This window comes from Actinokineospora spheciospongiae, from assembly GCF_003182415.1.
Classification (GTDB): Bacteria; Actinomycetota; Actinomycetes; order Mycobacteriales; family Pseudonocardiaceae; genus Actinokineospora; species Actinokineospora spheciospongiae.
In genome coordinates, this window is the sequence record NZ_QHCP01000014.1 from 101,890 (window position 1) to 123,292 (window position 21,403).

Genomic DNA, 21,403 nt, shown 5'->3' on the forward strand with positions numbered 1-21,403 from the left:
CCGCCCCGAGCGGGGTTCCCCCGAGTATGACAGCGGTCACCGATACTCATCGTTGCATCACGATAGCTTCCGATATATCGTTGACCTATCGCGAGCTACCGCTGGCGACAACCACAACACACAGCCAGAACCCAGGAGTGAACAATGCGAACCACCGACCACCGGCGCGGACCCTGGCGCCGACACGACCACCACGGCCACCCCTTCGCGGGCCACGGCCCCCACTTCGACCCGGAGGCCGAGATGACCCCGCCGCCCTTCCCCCCGTTCCCGCCCGGTGCCCCCTTCCCGCCCTTCGGCGGGCACGGCGGCCGGGACGGGCGCGGTGGCCCATTTCCCGGCGGCCGAGACGGGCGCGGCGGCCCGTTCCCCGGCAGCCGGGGCGGGCACCGGCGCGGCCGGGGCGACGTGCGCGCCGCCCTGCTGGCGCTGCTGACCGAACGGCCGATGCACGGCTACGAGATGATCCAGGAGATCGCCGCCCGCAGCGGCGGCTACTGGAAGCCCAGCCCCGGCTCCGTCTACCCCACCCTGCAACTGCTCGCCGACGAAGGCCTCGTCCGCGGCGTCGACAGCGAGGGCGGCAAGCGCCTGTTCGAGTTGACCGAGGAGGGCGCCGCCGCCGCGGCCAGGCTCGGCGACACCCCGCCGTGGGAGCAGGTCAACCAGGGCGTCGACCCCGTCGAGCACACCCTGCGCAACTCCCTGGGCCAGATCATGGGCGCGGCGCAAGCCGTGGCGCAGGCCGCCTCGGCGGAGCAGAAGTCCCGCGCGGTCGAGATCCTCGACAACGCCCGCCGAGACCTCTACGCCCTCCTCGGCGAGTCCGATTCGACCCCGACCGCGGAGTGATCACCGGGTCCGCGGGGTCCGGCGGGTGACCGCCGGACCCCGCTGCCGGAGGGCTCAGCGGAGGATGAGACCGGTGGGCTTGCGGCGGGTCAGGACCCGGTAGCCGACCGGGATCTCCAGGCCGGGGGTCTCGGCGATGGCCCGGGCGGCGACCGGCTGGGAGAACTCGATGCGCAGCACCGCCTCCAGGGTCTTGCGGTCCGCGAAGCGCCACGTCGTGCTCACGCGGTAGCGGGTGAACCCCTCGATCTCGAAGAAGCGGTCGACCTCGACCGGGTCGTAGGTGGGCAGGTCCGCGCGCAGCCAGCGCCCGTACGGGGCGTACAGGCCGTCCAGGTCGACGATGACCAGGGTGCCGCCGGGGCGCAGTGCCCGGTCCGCCTCGCGCAGGCCCTGCTCGCAGCCCGGGCCGAAGAAGTACGCCGTGCGCGCGTGCGCGACGTCGAAGGACCCGTCGGCGACCGGCAGGTCCTGGGCGGACCCCAGGACGGCGGCGACGCCGGTCCGGCCCGCGATCCTGGTCACCGCCCGCTCCACGAGCGGGGGGTGCGGCTCCACGCCCAGCACGCTGCGTGCGCGTTCGGCGAACCTGGGCAGGTGGAAACCGTCACCGCAGCCGATGTCGAGAACGTCACCATTCCACGGGCACAGGCTGTCCAGGAGTGACCAAATCGAACCGTCGACGTCCTGGGCGCGGTTCTCGGCCTCGTAGAGGTCCGGCCAGTGCCAGATGTTGGGGCTGGGCAGCACCGACCCCGCCCGCAGCGACGTGACGATGCGTGACATCAACCCCATGGCGACAGCAAAGCACACCGCGTGCTTTCGGCGGCTGACTAGACCACTCGATCGGGTTAACGTCGGCGGCCAGGAGGTCGTCATCATGTCGATGGACGCGATCAGCGCGCTCGAAGAGATCCCGGACGGTATGCCCGGCAAGCCCTGCTGGGTGGAACTGGCCACCCCGGACCCGCGCACGGCGTCGGAGTTCTACGCGGGCCTGTTCGGCTGGGCGTTCCGCGTGGGCGAGGACGGCTACGTCATGGCCTACGTCGACGACGTGCCGGTGGCGGGCCTGCACGTGCCGCTGGGCGAGCAGCCGAACCGGTGGACGCTGTACCTGTCCGTCGGCGACACCGCGAACACCGCCGAGCGGGTCGTGCAGCTCGGCGGCGCGGTGCTCAGCGAACCGACCGAGGTCCCCGGCCAGGGCGGGCTGCTGGTGGCCGCCGACCCCAGCGGGGCCGCCATCGGCTTCTGGCGCCGGGACCGCGACCTGCGGCTGGGCACCGGGTTCCCCGGCGCGTTCACCTGGGCCGAGCTGAACACCTGGGACGGGGCGGCGGCGGACGCGTTCTACAGCGCCCTGTTCGACTACGAGGTCGTCCAGATGGGCGACGGGCAGGCCTTCGACTACACGAGCTGGGTCGTGCGCGGCGAGGAGGTGCTCGGCAGGCTGCGGATGGGGTCGGAGTTCCCGCCGGAGCAGGAGCCGCACTGGATGGTCTTCTTCGAGGTCGACCCGCTCTCGGGCACCGACCGGGTGGCGAGCCGGGCCCAGCAGCTCGGCGGCCGGGTCGTGGTGCCGCCGTTCGACTCCCCGTTCGGCCGGGCCGCCGTGCTCGCCGACACCACGGGCGCGGAGTTCACCGTGCTCGACCGCACCGACGCGCTGCCGGTCGTGGTCGAGGACGAGATCGGCGCCCCGGTGGACTACGACGACTGAGGGTCAGGCGGGTACGAAGAGGCCGAGCAGCAGCCAGGACACCACGGCCGAGGGCAGCAGGGAGTCCATCCGGTCCATCAGGCCGCCGTGACCGGGCAGCAGCGTGCCCATGTCCTTCACGCCCAGGTCGCGCTTGATCACCGACTCCACCAGGTCGCCCAGCGTCGCGGTGGGGACCAGCGCCATGCCGAACAGCACGCCCTGCCACCACTGCCCGTCGAGCAGCAGCGTCACCGTCAGCGCGCCCGCGGCGATCCCGGCGACCATGGACCCGGCGAAGCCCTCCCAGGACTTCTTCGGGCTGATCACCGGGGCCATCGGGTGCCTGCCGAACAGCACGCCCGCGATGTAGCCGCCGGTGTCGGAGCTGACCACCAGGATGAGGAAGCACACCACCCGGTAGATGCCGTCGTCGGGCAGCACGAGCATCGCCGCGAACGAGGCGAACAGGGGCACGTACGCCAGCGCGAACACCGCCGCGCTGGTGTCGCGCAGGTAGCCGTCGACGCCGCCGCGCAACCGCCACAGCAGGCACACCAGGACGGTGACGGCGAACGCGGCGAACACCCCGGCCCGCCCGAACGGCCAGGCCAGCCACACCATCGCCTGGCCGCCCAGCAGCACCGGCCACAGCGGCACGGCGATGCCCGCGCCGCGCTTGAGCGCGCCCGCCAGCTCCCAGGTCGACACGGCGACGGCGAGCGCCACCACGCCGATGAACACGTGCCGGACCAGGAACAGCGAGAGCAGCACCACCGCCCCGAGCGTCACCCCGACCCCGATCGCGGCGGGCAGGTTGCGCCCCGCCCGCGAGGCCTTCGGCGCCCCCTCGGCGGCCGTCGAGGTCACCGGGACACCCCCCGCGACCTCTTCGAGTGATCCATGCTCCAGCTCTCCCACCGGTCCGGCCATCGCGCTCTCCCCTCCGCACCCCCGAGGGGGTCAGACCTCGAGGAGGTCGGCTTCCTTGCGCTTGACGATCTCGTCGATCTGCGCGACGTACTTGTCGGTGAGGTTCTGCAGTTCCTTCTCGGCCCTGGTGACGTCGTCCTCACCGGACTCGCCGTCCTTGACCAGGCGGTCGAGCTCGTCCTTGGCCTTGCGCCGCACGCCGCGGATGGAGACCTTGGCATCCTCGCCCTTGCCGCGGGCGATCTTGACCATGTCCCGGCGGCGCTCCTCGGAGAGCTGCGGGATCACGATCCGGATGATCGTGCCGTCGTTGGACGGGTTCACGCCCAGGTCGGAGTCGCGGATGGCCTTCTCGATCGGCCCGAGCTGGCTGGCGTCGAACGGCTTGACCACGGCCATCCTGGCCTCGGGGATCGCGATGCTCGCGAGCTGGTTGAGCGGGGTCATCGCGCCGTAGTACTCCACCACGATCCGGGAGAACATGTTCGGGTTCGCCCGGCCGGTCCGGATCGAGGCCAGCTCGTTCTGGGCCACGGAGACCGTGGACTCCATCTTCTCCTCGGCTTCGAAGAGTGTGTCGTCGATCAAGGGGGGCTCCTCGTTACTCACGCGGTGGGCGTACTGACCAGCGTGCCGATCCTCTCACCACGCACCGCGCGGGCGATGTTCCCCTCCGTCAGGAGGTTGAACACGATGATCGGCATGTTGTTGTCCATGCACAGGCTGAACGCGGTGGCGTCGGCGACCTTGAGGTCGCGTTCGAGCACCTCGCGGTGGGTGATCTCGGTGAACATCTTCGCGCCGGGGGTGGTCCTGGGGTCGGCGTCGAACACCCCGTCGACGGCCTTGGCCATCAGCACGGCTTCGCAGCCGATCTCCAGGGCGCGCTGGGCGGCGGCGGTGTCGGTGGAGAAGTAGGGCATGCCGACCCCGCAGCCGAAGATCACCACTCGGCCCTTCTCCAGGTGCCGCTCGGCCCGGCGCGGGATGTAGGGCTCGGCGACCTGGCCCATGGTGATGGCGGTCTGCACCCTGGTGTCGATGCCTTCCTTCTCCAGGAAGTCCTGCAGCGCCAGGCAGTTCATCACGGTGCCCAGCATCGCCATGTAGTCGGCCCGGTCGCGGTCCATGCCGCGCTGGCTGAGCTCGGCGCCGCGGAAGAAGTTGCCGCCGCCGATGACGATCGAGGTCTGCACCCCGCCGCGCACCACGTCGGCGATCTGGCGGGCGACGGTGAGGACCACGTCGGGGTCGACCCCGATGCTGCCCCCGCCGAACATCTCGCCGCCGAGCTTGAGCAGCACCCGCTTGAAGCCGCCGTCGCGGATCGCGCCGTCGTTGGCAGTCACGTCAACACCCTCCTCGTGACTCTGCCCCGCCCTCGGGGTCCGGGGGCGGGGCAGAGCGTCGGTCACGTCGTGGCCCTCGGTCAGGACTGGCCGACCTCGAACCGGGCGAAGCGGGTCACGGTGACGCCCGCCTCCTCCAGCACGGCCTTGACGGTCTTCTTCGAGTCCAGCACGGAGGACTGCTCCAGCAGGACGACGTCCTTGTAGAAGCCGTTGACCCGACCCTCGACGATCTTGGGCAGGGCCCCCTCGGGCTTGCCCTCCTCGCGGGCGGTCTCCTCGGCGATGCGGCGCTCGCTGGCCACCAGGTCGGCGGGGACCTCGTCGCGGGTGACGAAGCGGGGCTTCATCGCCGCGATCTGCATGGCGGCGGCGCGGGCCGCCTCCTCGCCCCCACCGGTGTACTCGACCAGCACGCCCACGGCGGGCGGCAGGTCGGAGGAGCGGCGGTGCAGGTAGGTGCTGACGGTGCCGGTGAAGGCGGCCGCGCGGCGCAGCTCCAGCTTCTCGCCGATCTTGGCCGAGAGGGCCTGCACGGCCTCCTCGACGGTGCCCTCGCCGAGCGGGGCGGCCTTGAGCGAGTCGAGGTCGGCGGCACCGGCGGTCTTGCCCGCGGCGACGATCCGGTCGGCCAGCTCGATGAACTCGTCGTTCTTGGCGACGAAGTCGGTCTCGCAGTTCAGCTCGACGATGACCCCGTCGGCTGCGGCGACCAGGCCCTGGGCGGTGGCGCGCTCGGCGCGCTTGCCCACGTCCTTGGCGCCCTTGATGCGCAGGATCTCGATGGCCTTGTCGAAGTCGCCGTCCGTCTCGGTCAGCGCCTTCTTGCAGTCCATCATCCCGGCGCCGGTCAGGTCCCGGAGCCTCTTGACGTCGGCCGCGGTGAAGTTCGACATCGCGTCTTTTCCGTCCTTCTTATTTCTGACTTGCGCGCGTGGAGGTGCTGGTGGGGCGGGGGCCCGTCGCCGGGCCCCCGCCCCATCGGGATCAGGACTCGGTCGGGGCGGGGGCCTCGGCCGGAGCGGCGTCCGGGGTCGCGGCGTCGACGGCGGCGACGGCCTGCTGACCGTCGGCCGCGGCGGTCTCGGCGCCGACGAGCAGCTCCTTCTCCCACTCGGCCAGCGGCTCGGAACCGGCTTCCGGCTTGTCCGAACCGCCACCGCGGGCGCCGGAGCGGGCCATCAGACCGGCGGCGGCGGCCTCGGCCACGACCTTGGTCAGCAGCGCGGCGGAGCGGATCGCGTCGTCGTTGCCCGGGATCGGGTAGTCGACCTCGTCCGGGTCGCAGTTCGTGTCGAGGATCGCCACGATCGGGATGTTGAGCTTGCGCGCCTCGCCGACGGCGATGTGCTCCTTCTTGGTGTCCACGATCCAGATGGCGGAGGGGACCTTCGCCATGTCGCGGATACCGCCGAGGGTGCGCTCCAGCTTGTCCTTCTCACGGGTGAGCATCAGGATCTCCTTCTTGGTGAGACCCTGGAAGCCACCCGTCTGCTCCATCGACTCCAGCTCCTTGAGGCGCTGGAGGCGCTTGTGCACGGTGGTGAAGTTGGTGAGCATGCCGCCCAGCCAGCGCTGGTTCACGTAGGGCATGCCGACGCGGAGCGCCTCGTTGGCGATGGCCTCCTGCGCCTGCTTCTTCGTGCCGACGAACAGGATGTGGCCGCCGTGGGCGACCGTCTCCTTGACGAACTCGTACGCGCGGTCGATGTAGGTCAGCGTCTGCCGCAGGTCGATGATGTAGATACCGTTGCGGTCGGTGAGGATGTAGCGCTTCATCTTCGGGTTCCAGCGTCGGGTCTGGTGCCCGAAGTGCACGCCGGAGTCCAGCAGCTGCTTCATGGTGACGACGGCCATGGCCGGGTTCGCACCTCTTCGTTCCGGGCACGACGGGGCCGAGGGGCCCTGTCGCGCGTTCTCGGTTGTCGCCGTGGACCGGTGGTCCACCGCCCTGGTGCGGTGCGGGACGACCGGACCCGCCGGCTGCTCGGATCGAGCACCCACCGGGACCGCCGGACGTCCGTGTTCGCGGCCTCAGAGTCGACCGCGGAGCGCACTGCACGCGAAGTCATCCAGTGTCGCCACCGGATGCGCTCGGAAGTGTACGCCGGGACACGGTCAGCCGAAGAATCGGAGCCCGGGTTGTCCCCAACCCGCCGAGTTGTCCACAGGCCCGCGCCGGGGGCTGACACCGCGCCCGGCGCCCGCCAGCCTGGTCCCATGACCGCTGACCCGCGCTCCCGGACCCTGCTGCCGGTGCTGCCCGTCGCGTTGCTGGTGGCGCTGTTCGTGGTGGCGCTGTTCGCGGTGCCGCCCGCTTCCGGCACCGCCCCGCGCGCGGGGCCGCCGACCGCCCGCTTCGGCTGGCCGCTGGCGCCGCCGCCGGTGGTGGCGCGACCGTTCGAGCCGCCCGCCTCGCCGTACGGCCCCGGCCACCGCGGCGTCGACCTGCCGGGCACCCCCGGCCAGGCGGTGCTGGCGGCGGGGGCCGGGGTGGTCGCGTTCGCCGGGCAGGTCGCCGGGCGCGGGGTGGTGTCGGTGGACCACGACCCGGACCTGCGCACCACCTACGAACCGGTGGGCGCGGCGGTCGCCGCCGGGGTCCGGGTCCGCCTCGGCGACCCCCTCGGCGTCCTGCTGCCGGGCCACGGCGGCTGCCCGGCGGCACCGGCGTGCCTGCACTGGGGCCTGCGGCGGGGCGCGGGGTACCTGGACCCGCTGCTGCTGGTCCGGCCCGCCCGGGTCCGGCTGCTGCCGGTGCCCCGCTCAGACGTCGGCGGTCTCCAGGAGCTTGGCGCGCAGGCGCAGCACGGCCCGGGTGTGCAACTGGCAGACCCGCGACTCGGTGACGCCGAGGACGCGGCCGATCTCGGCCAGGGTGAGGTTCTCGAAGTAGTACAGCGTCACCACCACCCGGTCGCGCTCCACCAGCAGGCCGATGGCCTCGGCGAGGGCGCGGCGGTTGTCCTGGTCGACCAGCAGCGCCACCGGGTCCTCGGCGGTCTCGTCCTCGAGGATGTCGGCCAGCGAGTTCGCGCCCCGCCCGGCGGCGGCCAGCTCGTCGAGCGCGACCACGCTGGTGAGCTGGAGCTGGGCGTAGACGTCGTGCAGCTCGTCGACGGTGAGGCCGAGCTCGCCCGCCAGCTCGTGGTCGTTCGGGGTGCGTTGGAGCTTGGCGCCGAGCCGCTCGATGCCGCGCTCGACCTCGCGGGCCCGACCGCGCACGGTGCGGGGCACCCAGTCCTGGGCGCGCAGGTCGTCGAGGATCGCGCCGCGGATGCGCTGCATGGCGTAGGTCTCGAACTTGAGGCCGCGCTCGGGCTCGAACTTCTCGATCGCGTCGACCAGGCCGAAGATGCCGGACTGGATCAGGTCGGAGACCTCGACGTGCGCGGGCAGGCCGGTGCCGACCCGGCCCGCGACGTACTTGACCAGCGGGGCGTAGTGCAGCACCAGCCGGTCGCGCAGGGCGTGGTCGCGGTGCTGCCCGTAGGCCCGCCAGAGCGCGACGATGCCCGCTTCGACGTCGTCTGCCGTCCGGTTGTCCCCGGGGAGGACACCGGCCGCCACGCCTTCCCCGAAGAGGGCATGGCCGTTCACCTGGTTCTGCGCGCCCGCGGGCGGATTCGCCCCCGGCGCCCCAGATCCGTCCCCCGGCTCAGCCGGAACGAGGGTGGGTTCGGTCATGGATCGCCTTCAGCCGTTCGACGGTCACGTGGGTGTAGAGCTGCGTGGTTGCGAGCGTAGCGTGACCGAGTAGCTCCTGGACGCTACGAAGGTCGGCGCCTCCTTCGAGCAAGTGTGTTGCCGCAGAGTGACGAAGCCCGTGCGGGCCCATGTCCGGAGCCCCGTCCACGGCCCCCACGGCGAGGTGCACGATACGCCGTACGGCGGTGCTGTGGAGGCGTCCGCCCCGCGCGCCCAACCACAGTGCCGGTGGTGAATCCGCCCGCGCCAGGGACGGACGCCCCTGGCGCAGCCAGGCCTCGAGCGCCGCGGCGGCGGGGGCGCCGAAGGGCACCGCCCGCTCCTTCGACCCCTTGCCCAGCACCCGGGCCAGCCGGTCGCCGAGATCGATGTCGTCGACGTCGAGCCCGCACAGCTCCGACACCCGCACACCGGTCGCGTACAGCACTTCCACGAGGGCGTGATCACGCAACGCCACCGGATCAAGTTCCCGCGCGCCCGCCGCGGAGGCCGCCATGAGCCCCTCCGCCTGGTCCTGCCGCAGCACCGCGGGCAGGGTCCGGTGCCGCTTCGGCGCCACCAGGCGCAGCCCCGGGTCCGCCGCCAGGTGCCCCCGCCGGTGCGCCCACGCGGTGAACGTCCGGGCCGCCGCCGCCCGCCGCGCCAGCGTCGTCCGACCGGCCCCCGCGGCCCGCTGGGCGGCGAGCCAGCCGCGCAGCGCGGTCAGGTCCAGACCCACCCCGCCGAGGTCCGCGGGGACCGGCCGCCGGCCATGGTCACTCGATTCAGCAGGGCCGGTTTTCCCCTCTTCTCCCTCATCCACCGGTGATAAAACATCACCCATTCGGGGTGTCGTATGCGCAAAAGTCGAATCAAGCACACCCAGCGTGAACCCCACCAGGAGCACCACGTCCCCCAGGTAGGCGCGGACCGTGTGCGCGGACAACCCACGCTCCAGCGCCAAGTGCCGTTCGTACTGGTCCAACACCGCTCGGACCGGCTCGGGGAGCGCGTCCCGAACCCGTCCCAGATCCACTCGCGACCGACCGGGAGCACCCACCCCGCCAACGCTGTGCCACCTCGCCCCGCGCGTCAAGCACCGCCACGCCCGTAGCACGGAGGACCGACGGGAACGGCCCCCGGGAGATCGACAACGGCCCGGTTGTCCACAACCCCGAAATCCCTCCACAGGTTCGCGGCGCCCCTGGGCACCGCCGCGCCGCGGGGGCACCGTCGACAGCAGCACCCGATCCGACAGGAGAGCACCATGCAGGCACCGCACATCGCCCTCGGCAGGCGCGGCGAGGACATCGCCGCCCGGTACCTGGCCACCACCGGCTTGGTCGTGCTGGACCGCAACTGGCGCTGCGACCTCGGCGAACTCGACGTCGTCTGCGCCAACGGCGACGGCCTCGTCTTCTGCGAGGTCAAGACCCGGTCCGGCACCGGCTTCGGCACCCCGGCCGAGGCGGTCGACGACGCCAAGGCCGCGCGCGTGCGCGACCTCGCGGTCCGCTGGCGGGTCGAGCACGGGATCAGACCGTGCCCGACCCGCTTCGACATCGTCTCGGTGCTGCTGCGCCCGGAGCGCACGGCCGAGGTGCGGCACCTGCGCGGGGCCTTCTGATGGTGCTGGCGAAGGTGTGGTCGGTGGCCCTGCACGGCGCCGACGGGGTCACCGTGGAGGTCGAGGCCGACATCGGCGGCGGCAAGCCCGGCATCCACATCGTCGGGCTGCCCGACGCGGCGCTGAACGAGGCGAAGGACCGGGTGCGGGCGGCGGTGCGCAACAGCGGGCTGCGCTGGCCCGACCAGCTCGTCACCCTCGCGCTGTCCCCGGCCGACCTGCACAAGTCCGGTTCCGGCTACGACCTCGCGCTGGCGGTGTCGGTGCTGATCGCCGACGGCCGGGCGCCCGCCGAGCGGTTCGCGGGCACGGTCCTGCTCGGCGAGCTGGCCCTCGACGGCAGGCTGCGCAGCGTCCGCGGCGTGCTGCCCCGGCTGCTGACCGCCCGCCGCGGCGGGCACACCCGGGCCATCGTCCCCCGGTCCGCGCTCGCCGAGGCGTCCCTGGTCGACGACCTGGAGATCCTCGGCGCGGACCGGCTCACCGACGTCGTCGCCTGGGCCACCGGCACGGCCGACGCCCTCAGCGCGCCCGAGCCGGGCGCCGAGCGGGCGGGCGACCCGCCACCGGACCTGGCCGACGTGGTCGGCCAGCCGGACGCCCGCTGGGCGCTGGAGGTCGCGGCGGCGGGCGGGCACCACCTGCTGCTGACCGGCCCACCCGGCACCGGCAAGACGATGCTCGCCCGCCGCCTCCCCGGCCTGCTCCCCCGGCTGCCCCGCGAACAGGCCCTGGAGGTGACCGCCGTGCACTCGGTGGCGGGGGCGCTGGCCGCCGACTCCCCGCTGGTGACTGTGCCGCCGTTCATCGCCCCGCACCACAGCGCCTCCACCCCCGCCCTCGTCGGCGGCGGGGTCGGTCTCGCGAAACCCGGCGCCATCAGCAGGGCCCACAACGGGGTCCTCTTCCTCGACGAGGCGTGTGAGTTCGCGGCCGATCGGCTGGAGGCCCTGCGCACCGCCTTGGAGGAGGGGGAGGTCCGGCTCGCCCGCCGCGACGGGGTGGTGCGCTACCCGGCGCGCTTCCAACTGGTGCTGGCGACGAACACCTGCCCCTGCGCCCCGCCGAGGGAGGCGGACTGCACCTGTTCGCCGCACGCCAGGCGGAGGTACCTCGCGCGGCTCTCCGGGCCGCTGCTGGACCGCGTGGACGTGCGGGTGCGGATGCGGCCCAGCACCGCGGTGGCCCAGGCACCCGACCAGGTCACCGAACCGACGGAGGTGGTCCGGGCGCGGGTCCAGGCGGCCAGGGCGCGGGCGGCGCACCGGTGGGCCGCGCACGGGTGGCGCACCAACGCCGAGGTCCCCGGACCGGCGCTGCGGCGCCACTTCCCGCTGCCGCGGGAGTCGACGGCGCTGCTGGAGGCGGGCCTGGCCCGGGGCGTGCTCACCGCGCGGGGCGCCGACCGGTGCGCCCGGCTCGCCTGGACCGTCGCCGACCTGGCGGGCGCCGCACCACCGACAGCCCAGCACGTCGCCACCGCCCTGCACTTCCGCGGCCACCACACCCCGACGGCCTGACCCGGGCCGGAACGCACCGAGGAATCGGAGGAACCATGAAAACCGTTGCGCCACCGGCGATCGCCGCGCTGCTGCCCAGGGCGGTGCCGCTCACCGCCGCGGTCCGCGGGGCGTGCCCCACCGGTGCCCGACCGCGCGGGGCGCCGCCCACACGGCGGCTGCCCGACCGGGCGGCGGTGCACCGTGGATGACATCCGGCTGGCCCGGGCCTTCCTGCTCCGGGTCGCCGAACCGCCCGCGGGCGCGCTGGGCGGGTTCGTCGACTCGGTGGGGCCGGTCGCCGCGGCGGCGGCGATCCGCGCGGGCGAGGTGCCCGACGGGGTGCGGGAGGAAACCGTGGCGCGCAAGGACTTCGAACAGGCGGAGGCGGACCTGGTGGCCGCGCGGCACTGCGGGGCGCGGTTGGTCGTCCCGGAGGACGACGAGTGGCCGGGGTGGCCGCTGCTGGCGCTGGCCAACGCCTTGCGCGGCGGGAAGCGGTGGGCCGCGCCGCCGGTCGCGCTGTGGGTCCGCGGACCGGCCCGGCTCGACGAGGCGCTGCACCGGGCCGTCGCCGTGGTGGGCGCGCGGTCGGCGACCTCCTACGGGGAGCACGTGGCGACCGAGTTCGGCCACGGGCTCGCCGGGGCCGGGATCACCGTCGTCTCCGGAGCGGCGTTCGGGATCGACGGCGCCGCCCACCGGGGCGCGTTGCACGCCGGGGGCACGACCGTTGCGGTGCTCGCGTGCGGGGTCGACCGGTTCTACCCGGCCGGGCACAGCGCGATGCTGGGCCGGATCGCCGCGACCGGCGCGGTCCTGAGCGAGTACCCACCGGGAACACCCCCGGCGAAGCACCGTTTCCTCGTGCGCAACCGGCTGATCGCGGCGCTGGCGTCGGGGACCGTGGTGGTCGAGGCGGGCATCCGCAGCGGTGCCCGCAACACCGCGTCGTCCACGGCACAGCTGGGCAAGCCGCTGGTGGCGGTGCCGGGACCGGTCACGTCCGCGATGTCCCTGGGCTGCCACGACCTGCTGCGCGCGGGCACGGCCACCCTCGCCTCCACCCTCGACGAGGTCATGGAGGCGGTCGGGCAGATCGGCGACCTCGCACCCCGACCGGAGAGCCCGACCAGGCCGACCGACGGGCTCGGCGACCAGGCGCTGCGGGTGCACGAGGCACTCGACCCCCGCCGGTTCCGGGAAGCGGAGGTGGTCTCGGCGGGAGCGGGCGTGCCGCTGGAACGCGTGCGCGCCCTGCTCACCGAACTGGAACTGCTGGGTCTGGCCGCCCGCGGCGAGGAGGGGTGGCGACGATGCGCGCGGGGTTAGCCGTTGAAGGGGCCGTCCTCGGGCAGGCGCAGCTCCGGCTTGTCGAGTTCTTCGACGTTGACGTCCTTGAACGTGATGACGCGGACGTTCTTGACGAACCGGGCCGGGCGGTACATGTCCCACACCCAGGCGTCGGACATGCGGACCTCGAAGTAGACCTCGCCGTCGGCGTCGCGGACTTGCACGTCGACCCCGTTGGCGAGGTAGAACCTTCGTTCGGTCTCCACGACGTAGGCGAACTGGCCCACGATGTCGCGGTACTCCCGGTAGAGCTGCAGCTCCATCTCGGTCTCGTACTTCTCGAGATCCTCCGCGCTCATGTGCCGCGCGCCCCTCCTGGTCGTGGCGTTGCATCCCCGTCGACCGGCGGGGAGCCCCCATTCTGGACCACAGCGGCCGCCGCCACACTCAGCGCCACCCGGTGTGGCGCGCGCAGGCCGTGTGCCAGACCCGCGGCGGCGACGTTGGCGTAGGACCAGCGGTGTTCGCCGCTGGGCCCGTGGTCGCGCAGCGCGCGGGAGTGCAGGCCGGTGCAGTAGCCCTTGTGCACGTCGAAGCGGTAGAGCGGCAGGGTCTCGTGCAGCTCGGCCATGATCCGGTCGCGGGTGACCTTGGCCAGGACCGAGGCGGCGGCGACGCAGGCGGCGGCCTGGTCGCCCTTGATCACCGGCATGCTCGGGGCGGTGAGGCCGGGGACGCGGAAGCCGTCGGTGAGCACGTAGCCGGGGTGGGTGGCCAGGCGGGCAACCGCGCGGCGCATCCCCTCGATGTTGGACACGTGCACGCCCTTGAGGTCGACCTCGGCGGGCGGGACGACCACCACGGCGTGGTCCAGCGCGCGTTCCCGGACCAGGTCGAACATCCGGTCGCGGGCCGCGGCGGTCATCAGCTTGGAGTCGGTGAGGCCGTCGAGGCGGACCGCGTCGCCGGGGCGCAGCACGCAGGAGGCGATGACCAGCGGGCCCGCGCACGCGCCGCGGCCCGCCTCGTCGACGCCTGCGACCGGGCCGAGGCCGCGGCGGTGCAGGGCGGTCTGCAGGCTCCAGTTGCCGGTGTCGCGGCGGACCACGACGCGCGGCGGGCGGATCAGCTCCGCGGTCACGGGGTCACCTCCGGTGCTCGGTCGGACTCGCGGCGCGCTGCCGGGCGCAGCAGCGCGGACGCGCGCCTGCCCAGCCACAGCACGGGCCACGCGGCGGCCAACCCGACGCCCGCCGGGATGCCGGACTGCCAGGCGGGGGCCGACAGCGCCTGCGGGTCGTGGTCGCCGACGCCCCGCCACCGCGACGGCGGCAGGATGATCGCCCGCGCCTTGCCGATGACGTTGTCGACCGGCACCAGGCCGTTCGCGCCGCCACCGCCCTGGGTGCGGGAGTCGCCGGAATTGTTGCGGTTGTCGCCCATCACGAACAGCATCCCCTGGGGCACCGACACCGGGTCGAACCGCTCCTGGCCGGTGGGGCCCACCTCGGGGTCGTAGTGGATGTAGGGCTCGTCCAGCGGTGCGCCGTCGACGGTGACCCGGTTGCGGTCGTCGCAGCACTGCACGGTCTGCCCGCCGACGGCGACGACCCGCTTGACCACGTCGTCCTCGTCCGGGGTGGCGAGGCCGAACACCGAACCGACGTCCTGCAGCAGGCGGACGACCGCGTTGTCGGACCGGTCGGCGGTGAACTCCGAGCGGTTCCAGGTGCCCGGGCGCTCGAACACGACCACGTCACCGGGGCCGGGGTCGCGGAAATAGTACACGACCCGGTCGACCACCACCCGGTCGCCGGTGCAGCCGGGGCAGCCGTGCAGCGTGGCCTCCATCGACTCCGACGGGATCACGAACACGCGCGCGACGAACGACTGCACGAGGAAGGTGAGCACCAGGGCGATGGCCACCAGGATCGGCAGCTCCACCCAGAACGACAGCTTCTTCTTCGCGCGGGCGGGCCGGTCGGCGCCGGACCCGCCGTCGTCATCGGTGGTCTCGGGGTCGTCGGGGGTGTCGGGACCGTCTGGCACTCGGGCAGCCTACCGGGGGCCGTTCCTGTCGCCTCGGGTCAGCAATCCGCGCGCGCGGCGGCCCAGCCACAGCGTCGGCCAGGCCGCGGCCAACCCGATCCCGGCCGGGATGCCGGTCTGCCACGCGGGCGCCGACAGCGCGGCGGCCTGCGGGTCGTGGTCGCCGACGCCCTGCCAGCGCGACGGGGGCAGGATGATCGCCCGCGCCTTGCCGATGACGTCGTCGATCGGGACGAAGCCGTTCTCCCCGCCGCCGCCCTGCGAGCGCGAGTCCCGGGAGTTGTTGCGGTTGTCGCCCATCACGAACAGCTTGCCCGGCGGCACGGTGATCCGGGGGAAGCCCTCCTGCCGGTCACCGGGGTAGAGGTGGTGGCGGTAGGGCTCGTCGAGCGGCTTGCCGTCCACGGACACCCGGTTCTGCTGGTCGCAGCACACCACGGTCTGGCCGGGTCCGGCGATGACCCGCTTGACCACGTCCTCCTCGCTGGGGGTGGCCAGGCCGAACTGCGCGGCGAGGTCCTGGAACCAGGCGAACACCGGGTTCGGGTTCTCGTCGCCGAGGCCGGTCTGGTCCCAGGTGTCGGGGCGCTCGAACACGACCACGTCACCGGGCTCGGGGTCGCGGAAGTAGTACACGACCCGGTCGACCAGCACCCGGTCGCCGGTGCAGCCCGCGCACCCGTGCAGCGTCTGCTCCATCGACTCCGACGGGATCACGAAGACCCGCGCGATGAACGACTGGATGATCACCGTGAGGACCAGGGCGATCGCGATCAGGATGGGCAGTTCCACCCAGAACGGGCGTTTCGGCTTCTTCTTCTTCTCGGCCTTCGCCGCCTCGCGGTCGGAGACGTCGAGTTCTTCGGCGCCGCGTCCATCCCCCGGCACGGCGCCGTCGTCGTCGGACAAACTAGTCAGCCTTCCTCGGTGTGAGGGGCAGCAGGGCGGTCTTGGCCCGCCTGGTCAGCATGAGCACCGGCCAGGCCGCGGCGAACCCGATCCCCAGCGGGAGCCGCTCCTGCCACCCCGCCGCAGACAGCTCTGGACCCGCCTGCGGGTTGTGGTCGCCCACGCCGCGCCAGCGCGACGGCGGGAGCACGATGTAGCGCACCTTGCCGATGACCTTGCCGAGCGGGACGACCCCGCGGATGCCACCGCCGCCCTGGAAGCGGGAGTCCGAGGAGTTCCCCCGGTTGTCACCCATCACCCAGAGTGTGCCCTCGGGCACCGTAACCCTGCCGAACTTCTGGCGCTCGTCGGGGCCACCGAACTCCCAGTAGATGTAGGGCTCGTCGAGCGGCTTCCCGTCGACGAGCACCCGGTTCTGGTCGTCGCAGCACTCCACGGTCTGCCCGCCGACGGCGATGACCCGCTTGACGAAGTCCCGCTCGTCCGGCGGGGCGATGCCGATGAACGACCCGACCTGGCGCAGCGACTTCAACACCGGGTTGGTCGTCTCGTCGGTCTTGACGTCGTGCTCGGTCCAGGTGTTCGGCCCCTCGAAGACCACGACGTCACCGGGGCTGGGATCGCGGAAGTCGTAGATCATCTTGTCCACGAACACCCGGTCGCCGTCGCACTCGGGGCAGCCGTGCAGCGTCTGCTCCATCGACCCGGACGGGATCGAGTACACCCGGCCGATGAACTGCTGGATGAGGAACGTCAGCATCAGCGCCACGCCGACCAGCACCAGGACCTCGCGCCACAGCGGCTGCCTGCGCGGCGCGCGGCGGTGCTTGCCGCGCTTGCCGTTGGGCCGCTCCTCGTCGTCGTCCGACCGGGTACGGGGCCTGCTGACCGGCGCCACCCTCTCCGTCGGAGCCTCGGCGGCCTTGCGCTCGGACCGGCGGATGGGCCGCTCGGGCGCGACGGTGCCCGCCGCGTGGTCGACGGGCTTGACGGAGCGGTGCGTGCCGGTGCGGGTCTGCTCACCGGGCTTGGCGGCGCGGTGGGTGCGCGGCTCGGTGGTGGTCCGGCCCTGGTCACCCGCCCTGCCCGCCCGCCGTTCCCGCGCCTGCCCATCGGTACCGGGTTCGGCCGCGCGGCGGGAGTCGGTCGCGCCGCCCGGCCGGGCGGCGCGCCGGGGACCGGACCCCGCGTCCGGCGTGCCGAGGCTGTCGCCACCGGGTTCGAACGCCGCAGCACCACCCGAAGCGGAGCCGACAGCACGCCTGCCCCCGGTGGCCTCACGCCCGGAGCCCGCCGCACGACGAGTGCCGGTGGCTTCCCGCCCGGCTCCCGGACCTGCGGCGCGGCGGGTGGCTTCGCCGCCGGAGCCCCGGTTGGCGGCCCGGCGGGCACCCGTGGTTTCACCGCCGGAGTTCGGATCGGTGGCCCGGCGACTGCCCGTGGCTTCGCCACCCGAGTTCAGCTCGGCGGCCCGGCGACTGCCCGTGGCTTCGCCACCCGAGTTCGGGTCAGCGGGGCGGCGGCGGGTGCCCGTGGCCTCGTCACCCGAGTTCAGGTCAGCGGGGCGGCGGCGGGTGCCCGTGGCCTCGTCACCCGAGTTCAGGTCAGCGGGGCGGCGGGTGCCGGTGGCATCGCGGCCGGCGTCCGGGTCAGCGGGATCGTGGATGCCAGTGGCATCGCGGCCGGGGTCGAGGGCAGCGGCGCTGTCGGAATCGGCCGGGATCGGCCCGTGAATACCGGTGGGCGACTCGTCGACACGGCCCGGGCCTGCGGCAGCTTGACCCGGATCGGGTGAAGTTGTGTACCCGATCGGGGTGATGCGGCCGGAGTCCGAGGTGGCGGTGCGGCCCTGGTCGGGCGGGGGCGTGCCGGTGGGATCGGCGTGGCCGGGGTCGGCGGCAGTGGTGCGGCCCGAGTCGGCGGTGCCCCGGCGGCGGGTGCCGGTGGACCTGCCCGCGCGGCCCGGGTCGGAGCCCGGGGCACGGCGGGCACCAGTGGCGGCCTCGGAGTCGTGACCCGGTTCGAGAGCGGCGGCGCGGGTCGGATCGGAGCTCGGGGCGCGGGAGCCGGGCTCGGACCGGGTCGGGTCCTGGGTGGAGCGCGTCGAGGCGCCGGACTCGGCGACGCGGCGCCCCTGGGCACCGGACTCGGTCACGCGGCCGGACTCCCGGACGCGGCGAGGTGAGGCGCCGGATTCCCCGGCGCGGTGGCCCTGCGCGCCGGACTCGGCCGCGGGGCGGGACGAGGCATCGGACTCACCGGCACGGTGAACCTGCGCGTCAGACTCGGCCGCGCGGCGGGACGAGGCATCGGAATCCCCGACGCGACGGGCCTGGGAACCGGGTTCAGCCTGCTGGCGGAGCGAGGTGTCGGGCTGACCGGCGCGGCGGACCTGCGCGCCGGACTCGGCCGCGCGGCGAGATGAGGCATCGGAATCCCCGACGCGACGGACCTGGGAACCGGGCTCAGCCGGGCGGCGGGACGAGGCGTCGGACTCACCGGCGCGGCGGACCTGGGAACCGGGTTCAGCCGGGCGGCGGGGCGAGGCGTCGGATTCACCGGTGCGGCGGGTCTGGGGGTCGGACTCGGTGGGCTTGACCGTGCGGTGGGAGCCGGTGGAGCGGCCGCGGGTCGCCCCGGGGGTTGACGGGTCGGCGGGCTTGGTCGGCTTCCGCTTGTCGTCGACGGGGACCTTGGGCAGCAGGACGGTCGACTCGGCGTCGTTCTCGGGTGGCAGGGGGCGCTTGCGGCGCGGGATCGGCTGGGTGAGGTGCCGGGTCGGGTCGACGTCGATGCGGGCCGCGGGTGGGGTGACCCGGCGCGGGCGGGACAGGGGGACGTCGTCGAGTGACTCCGCGTGCGCCGGGATCGGCGGGATGGAGGAGGTCGTGCCTGCCCTGGTGGTGCCCGCGGTCGTGGTGGCCGCCCTGGTGATCTCGGCGGAGGTCGGCGGGGCGGGCCGGTCCTGCTCGCTGCCCGACTCCGGGGCGGAACCCGCGCGGCGGGTGGGGTCGGCGGCCTCGGCCCGCCGAGAACGGGAGGACGAACCGGTTCGCTGCTCGGATTCGGTGCGCTGAGCGGATCGGGCGCCCCCGGGGCGTTCGGCCTGCCGGTCGGACTCGGCGGAGCCGGGTCGCCGGGCGGGTCGCTTGGGGAGCTGGGCCCGTTGGGCGGATTCGTCTTCCAGGGTGGTGAAGTCGGCACGAGAGGCCGAGTCACCCCGCTGGGGGGGCTCGACCTGACGGGGGGCATCAGCACGCGAGGCCGGATCACCTCGTCGACCGGTCTCGGCGGGCTGGGACTCGGCGCGCTCGGACGAGTCGGCCCGCTGGGCGCGGCCCGCCTGCCGGACGGACTCCGCCTGCGCCGAAGAGCCGGCACCCTGGACGGACCGGGCCCGCCGGGCAGACTCCACGCCCTGCGCCGAATCGGCATGCTGCGCGGGTTCGCCACCCTGGGTCACATCGGCACCCCGGGCAGACCGGTCCCGCCGAGCAGACTCCATGCCTTGCGCCAAGTCAGCACGCTGCGCGGGCTCGGCACTCTGGGGGGAGTCGGCGCGCTGAGCCGGGTTTGTGCTCCGCCCGGACTCAGTGGGGCTGCTGGGCTCCGGGCGCTGGGCGGATTCGGGGCGGTCGGCCTGCCGGGTCGGGGAGTCGGCGGTGGGCTTCGGGCGGCTGACCGGGCGCATGCCGGGGCTGGAGGAGACGTCGGGCCGTAGCTGCGAGTTGAAGGAGGAGTCGAAGAAGGACGGGGGCAGGGGGGCGCGGGAGCGCGTCTTCTCCGGCTCGTCGGCCGCGGTGGCGTCGGAGGGGTGCCTGCGGACCTCTTCGGTGGGGTGGGCGTACTGGTCGAGGTCGCGGCGGGACACCTCGGTGGTCGGCTGCGACCCGTCCGCGGATCGCGGACGGCGGGACACCTCGGTGGTCGGTTGGGCCGCTTCCGCCGATCGGGCGCGGGCGGGTGGTGTGCCGGGGTCCGCGGGGGCGGGTGCCTGCTCGTCCGCGGTGCGGGAACGGTGGGACAGCTCCGAGTCCGGCGAAGTGGGCTCCTGGGCTTCGGTCGACCTCGATCGGCGAGGGACCTGGGTGGTGGGCTGCGCGGCCTGGTCAGCGCCCTCCGGCAGGTGGGGGGCCTCCCCCACTTCGGCGATGGTGTCCGCCGGGCGGGAACGGCGGGACAGCCGGGTGGTCGGGTCCGACAGGGTGGGCTCCTCGGCCTCGGTCGACCGCGGGCTGCGGGACGTGGGCGGCATCGCCTCGGGAGGCTCGGTGGGGGGTTCCTGGCGGCGCAGCCGGGGGGCCTCGAGCTGCGGGGTGCGCCTCGGTTCCCCGTCCTGGGCGCTGCGGGCCTCGTCGGCTGCGTGGGCGGCGCTGGCGGGGAACCAGTCCGAGGGTTCCGGGGTGACGGGCCTGTCGGACGTGGTGGGGCGGTCGGCGGGGATGTTGGGCCACTCGCCGGTGGGGCTCAGCGGGTCGACTTCCAGGGGGGCGCCGAACCAGAACTCGGGTTCCACCGGGTCGAGTCGGGGCAGCTCGGGGACCTCTGGGACGAACTCACTGTGAGGGGGTGTCCCGGTCGTGTGGGCGCCGGAGTCGTCTGCGGACGCGGAGTCGGGCGCGGAGTCGCCACCAGCAGCGGAGCCGCCGCTTGTGGAGCCGCTTCCAGAGTCACTGCCAGGGGCGGAGGTACCGCCAGGGGCGCCCGCTGCGGAGGCGCCGGCTGCCGTGGGACCACGGCCTGCGGGAGCGCTGGGGTCTACGGGCGGGTGGTCGCCGTTGCGGTGGGGGGTGCCGTTCGAGTGGCCGCCGTTGCCGGGGTGGGCACCGCGTGCGGGGGGAGCGCCACCCGTGGACGCTGTGGCGTCGCGGGGGGTGCTGCCGTTCCCGGTGGGGCCGTGGCTGCCGGGGGCGTCGGCCGTGGTGCTGTGGCCGTTCTTCGCGGGGGCTTCCGGCCCGTGGCCGTTGGACCGGCCGTTACGGTCGGAAAACGACTCGTGGCCGACCGTCTTCCGTCGGGGCGGTCCCGGAGCTGTTTCGGCTTCCGGGGGCGCGCTGCGAGGAGGACGGTCGACCACGCATGTCAGGGTACGTGAGTCGGTGTGCTACCCGTGTCAGGAGGACGTGGGGAACGGCTCGCGCTTCTCCTTGATCTTGGCGGCCTTGCCGCGCAGCTCGCGGAGGTAGTACAGCTTCGCCCGGCGGACGTCGCCGCGCTTGGCGATCTCGATCTTGGCGATGTTGGGGGTGTGCACCGGGAAGGTGCGCTCCACGCCCACGCCGAACGACACCTTGCGCACGGTGAAGGTCTCGCGGATGCCACCGCCCTGGCGGCGGATCACGACACCCTGGAACACCTGCTCCCGGGAGCGGGTGCCCTCGATGACCCGAACGTGGACCTTCAGCGTGTCACCCGGGCGAAAGGCCGGGATGTCGGAACGCAGCGACTGGGCGTCCAGGGCATCCAGGGTGTTCATCGGTAGTCCGTCCTCGTCCTTGGAGAT

At 73.6% G+C, this 21,403-nt stretch carries 20 protein-coding genes and 1 pseudogene; 7 read left to right on the forward strand and 14 right to left on the reverse strand.

From position 1 onward, the window contains the following. Positions 1-144: 144 nt before the first annotated feature. On the forward strand, positions 145-852 hold the full coding sequence (locus DFQ13_RS28575) for a PadR family transcriptional regulator (RefSeq protein ID WP_233427507.1): 708 nt from the start codon (positions 145-147) through the stop codon (positions 850-852). Positions 853-906: 54 nt separating this feature from the next. On the opposite strand, the gene DFQ13_RS28580 is transcribed toward DFQ13_RS28575, so the two are convergent. Continuing rightward, entirely contained in the window at positions 907-1,647 is a 741-nt protein-coding gene (locus DFQ13_RS28580; RefSeq protein WP_110082010.1) for a class I SAM-dependent methyltransferase, read from the reverse strand. Between DFQ13_RS28580 and DFQ13_RS28585 the strand changes: the two genes are divergently transcribed. Beyond that, a complete protein-coding gene (locus DFQ13_RS28585; RefSeq protein ID WP_233438613.1) occupies positions 1,646-2,575 on the forward strand; it encodes a VOC family protein in 930 nt (309 codons plus the stop codon). The genes DFQ13_RS28580 and DFQ13_RS28585 overlap by 2 nt on opposite strands. A 3-nt stretch (positions 2,576-2,578) precedes the next feature. Here the strand turns inward: DFQ13_RS28585 and DFQ13_RS28590 are convergent, their stop codons facing one another. From DFQ13_RS28590 to rpsB, 5 genes are all read right to left on the reverse strand, one after another. After that, the gene (locus DFQ13_RS28590; RefSeq protein WP_084175425.1) at positions 2,579-3,487 is read right to left on the reverse strand and encodes a phosphatidate cytidylyltransferase; all 909 of its coding nucleotides are present in this window, start codon (positions 3,485-3,487) and stop codon (positions 2,579-2,581) included. Positions 3,488-3,517: 30 nt separating this feature from the next. Further along, a complete protein-coding gene (gene frr / locus DFQ13_RS28595; protein ID WP_035280835.1) occupies positions 3,518-4,075 on the reverse strand; it encodes a ribosome recycling factor in 558 nt (185 codons plus the stop codon). A 17-nt stretch (positions 4,076-4,092) separates the two neighbouring features. After that, the gene (gene pyrH / locus DFQ13_RS28600) at positions 4,093-4,836 is read right to left on the reverse strand and encodes a UMP kinase (RefSeq protein ID WP_110082011.1); all 744 of its coding nucleotides are present in this window, start codon (positions 4,834-4,836) and stop codon (positions 4,093-4,095) included. Positions 4,837-4,916: 80 nt separating this feature from the next. Continuing rightward, complete coding sequence (tsf, locus tag DFQ13_RS28605; protein WP_035280833.1) at positions 4,917-5,732, reverse strand: translation elongation factor Ts; 816 nt, start codon at positions 5,730-5,732, stop codon at positions 4,917-4,919. A gap of 91 nt (positions 5,733-5,823) precedes the next feature. Further along, a complete protein-coding gene (rpsB, locus tag DFQ13_RS28610) occupies positions 5,824-6,693 on the reverse strand; it encodes a 30S ribosomal protein S2 (protein WP_035280831.1) in 870 nt (289 codons plus the stop codon). A gap of 363 nt (positions 6,694-7,056) precedes the next feature. Between rpsB and DFQ13_RS28615 the strand changes: the two are divergent. Beyond that, a pseudogene (locus DFQ13_RS28615) lies at positions 7,057-7,542 on the forward strand (peptidoglycan DD-metalloendopeptidase family protein); the annotation flags it as partial. A gap of 60 nt (positions 7,543-7,602) precedes the next feature. Here DFQ13_RS28615 and DFQ13_RS28620 read toward each other — a convergent pair. Then, positions 7,603-8,523 carry a FliA/WhiG family RNA polymerase sigma factor gene (locus tag DFQ13_RS28620; protein WP_084175424.1) on the reverse strand — a complete coding sequence of 307 codons (921 nt, stop codon included), beginning with the start codon at positions 8,521-8,523 and terminating at the stop codon, positions 7,603-7,605. Continuing rightward, positions 8,495-9,553, reverse strand: a complete 1,059-nt coding sequence (locus DFQ13_RS28625; RefSeq protein WP_110082061.1) for a tyrosine-type recombinase/integrase — start codon at positions 9,551-9,553, stop codon at positions 8,495-8,497. The genes DFQ13_RS28620 and DFQ13_RS28625 overlap by 29 nt, the downstream gene beginning before the upstream one ends. A 237-nt stretch (positions 9,554-9,790) precedes the next feature. Here DFQ13_RS28625 and DFQ13_RS28630 point away from each other — a divergent pair, with 237 nt between their 5' ends. From DFQ13_RS28630 to dprA, 4 genes are read left to right on the forward strand one after another with little or no spacing between them, the layout of a single operon-like run. Continuing rightward, a complete protein-coding gene (locus DFQ13_RS28630) occupies positions 9,791-10,150 on the forward strand; it encodes a YraN family protein (RefSeq protein ID WP_035280826.1) in 360 nt (119 codons plus the stop codon). After that, positions 10,150-11,670, forward strand: a complete 1,521-nt coding sequence (locus DFQ13_RS28635) for a YifB family Mg chelatase-like AAA ATPase (RefSeq protein WP_110082012.1) — start codon at positions 10,150-10,152, stop codon at positions 11,668-11,670. The genes DFQ13_RS28630 and DFQ13_RS28635 overlap by 1 nt, the downstream gene beginning before the upstream one ends. Positions 11,671-11,705: 35 nt before the next feature. Further along, the gene (locus tag DFQ13_RS34175) at positions 11,706-11,861 is read left to right on the forward strand and encodes a hypothetical protein (RefSeq protein WP_181400184.1); all 156 of its coding nucleotides are present in this window, start codon (positions 11,706-11,708) and stop codon (positions 11,859-11,861) included. Beyond that, the gene (gene dprA, locus DFQ13_RS28640; protein ID WP_110082013.1) at positions 11,854-12,981 is read left to right on the forward strand and encodes a DNA-processing protein DprA; all 1,128 of its coding nucleotides are present in this window, start codon (positions 11,854-11,856) and stop codon (positions 12,979-12,981) included. The genes DFQ13_RS34175 and dprA overlap by 8 nt, the downstream gene beginning before the upstream one ends. Here the strand turns inward: dprA and DFQ13_RS28645 are convergent. From DFQ13_RS28645 to rplS, 6 genes are all read right to left on the reverse strand, one after another. Continuing rightward, on the reverse strand, positions 12,978-13,301 hold the full coding sequence (locus DFQ13_RS28645; RefSeq protein ID WP_035280820.1) for a DUF2469 domain-containing protein: 324 nt from the start codon (positions 13,299-13,301) through the stop codon (positions 12,978-12,980). The two genes, dprA and DFQ13_RS28645, sit on opposite strands and share 4 nt — an antisense overlap. Next, positions 13,298-14,083 carry a ribonuclease HII gene (locus DFQ13_RS28650; RefSeq protein ID WP_052020956.1) on the reverse strand — a complete coding sequence of 262 codons (786 nt, stop codon included), beginning with the start codon at positions 14,081-14,083 and terminating at the stop codon, positions 13,298-13,300. Before DFQ13_RS28650 ends, DFQ13_RS28645 begins: the two co-directional genes overlap by 4 nt. Next, entirely contained in the window at positions 14,080-14,991 is a 912-nt protein-coding gene (lepB, locus tag DFQ13_RS28655) for a signal peptidase I (RefSeq protein WP_035280818.1), read from the reverse strand. Before lepB (DFQ13_RS28655) ends, DFQ13_RS28650 begins: the two co-directional genes overlap by 4 nt. 9 nt (positions 14,992-15,000) lie before the next feature. Then, a complete protein-coding gene (gene lepB, locus DFQ13_RS28660) occupies positions 15,001-15,900 on the reverse strand; it encodes a signal peptidase I (RefSeq protein WP_035280816.1) in 900 nt (299 codons plus the stop codon). A gap of 1 nt (position 15,901) precedes the next feature. Beyond that, positions 15,902-20,416: a signal peptidase I gene (gene lepB / locus DFQ13_RS36030; protein ID WP_407643223.1), complete on the reverse strand. Its 4,515-nt coding sequence runs from the start codon at positions 20,414-20,416 to the stop codon at positions 15,902-15,904. A 597-nt stretch (positions 20,417-21,013) separates the two neighbouring features. After that, positions 21,014-21,376 carry a 50S ribosomal protein L19 gene (gene rplS, locus DFQ13_RS28670; RefSeq protein ID WP_110082014.1) on the reverse strand — a complete coding sequence of 121 codons (363 nt, stop codon included), beginning with the start codon at positions 21,374-21,376 and terminating at the stop codon, positions 21,014-21,016. Positions 21,377-21,403 lie beyond the last annotated feature (27 nt).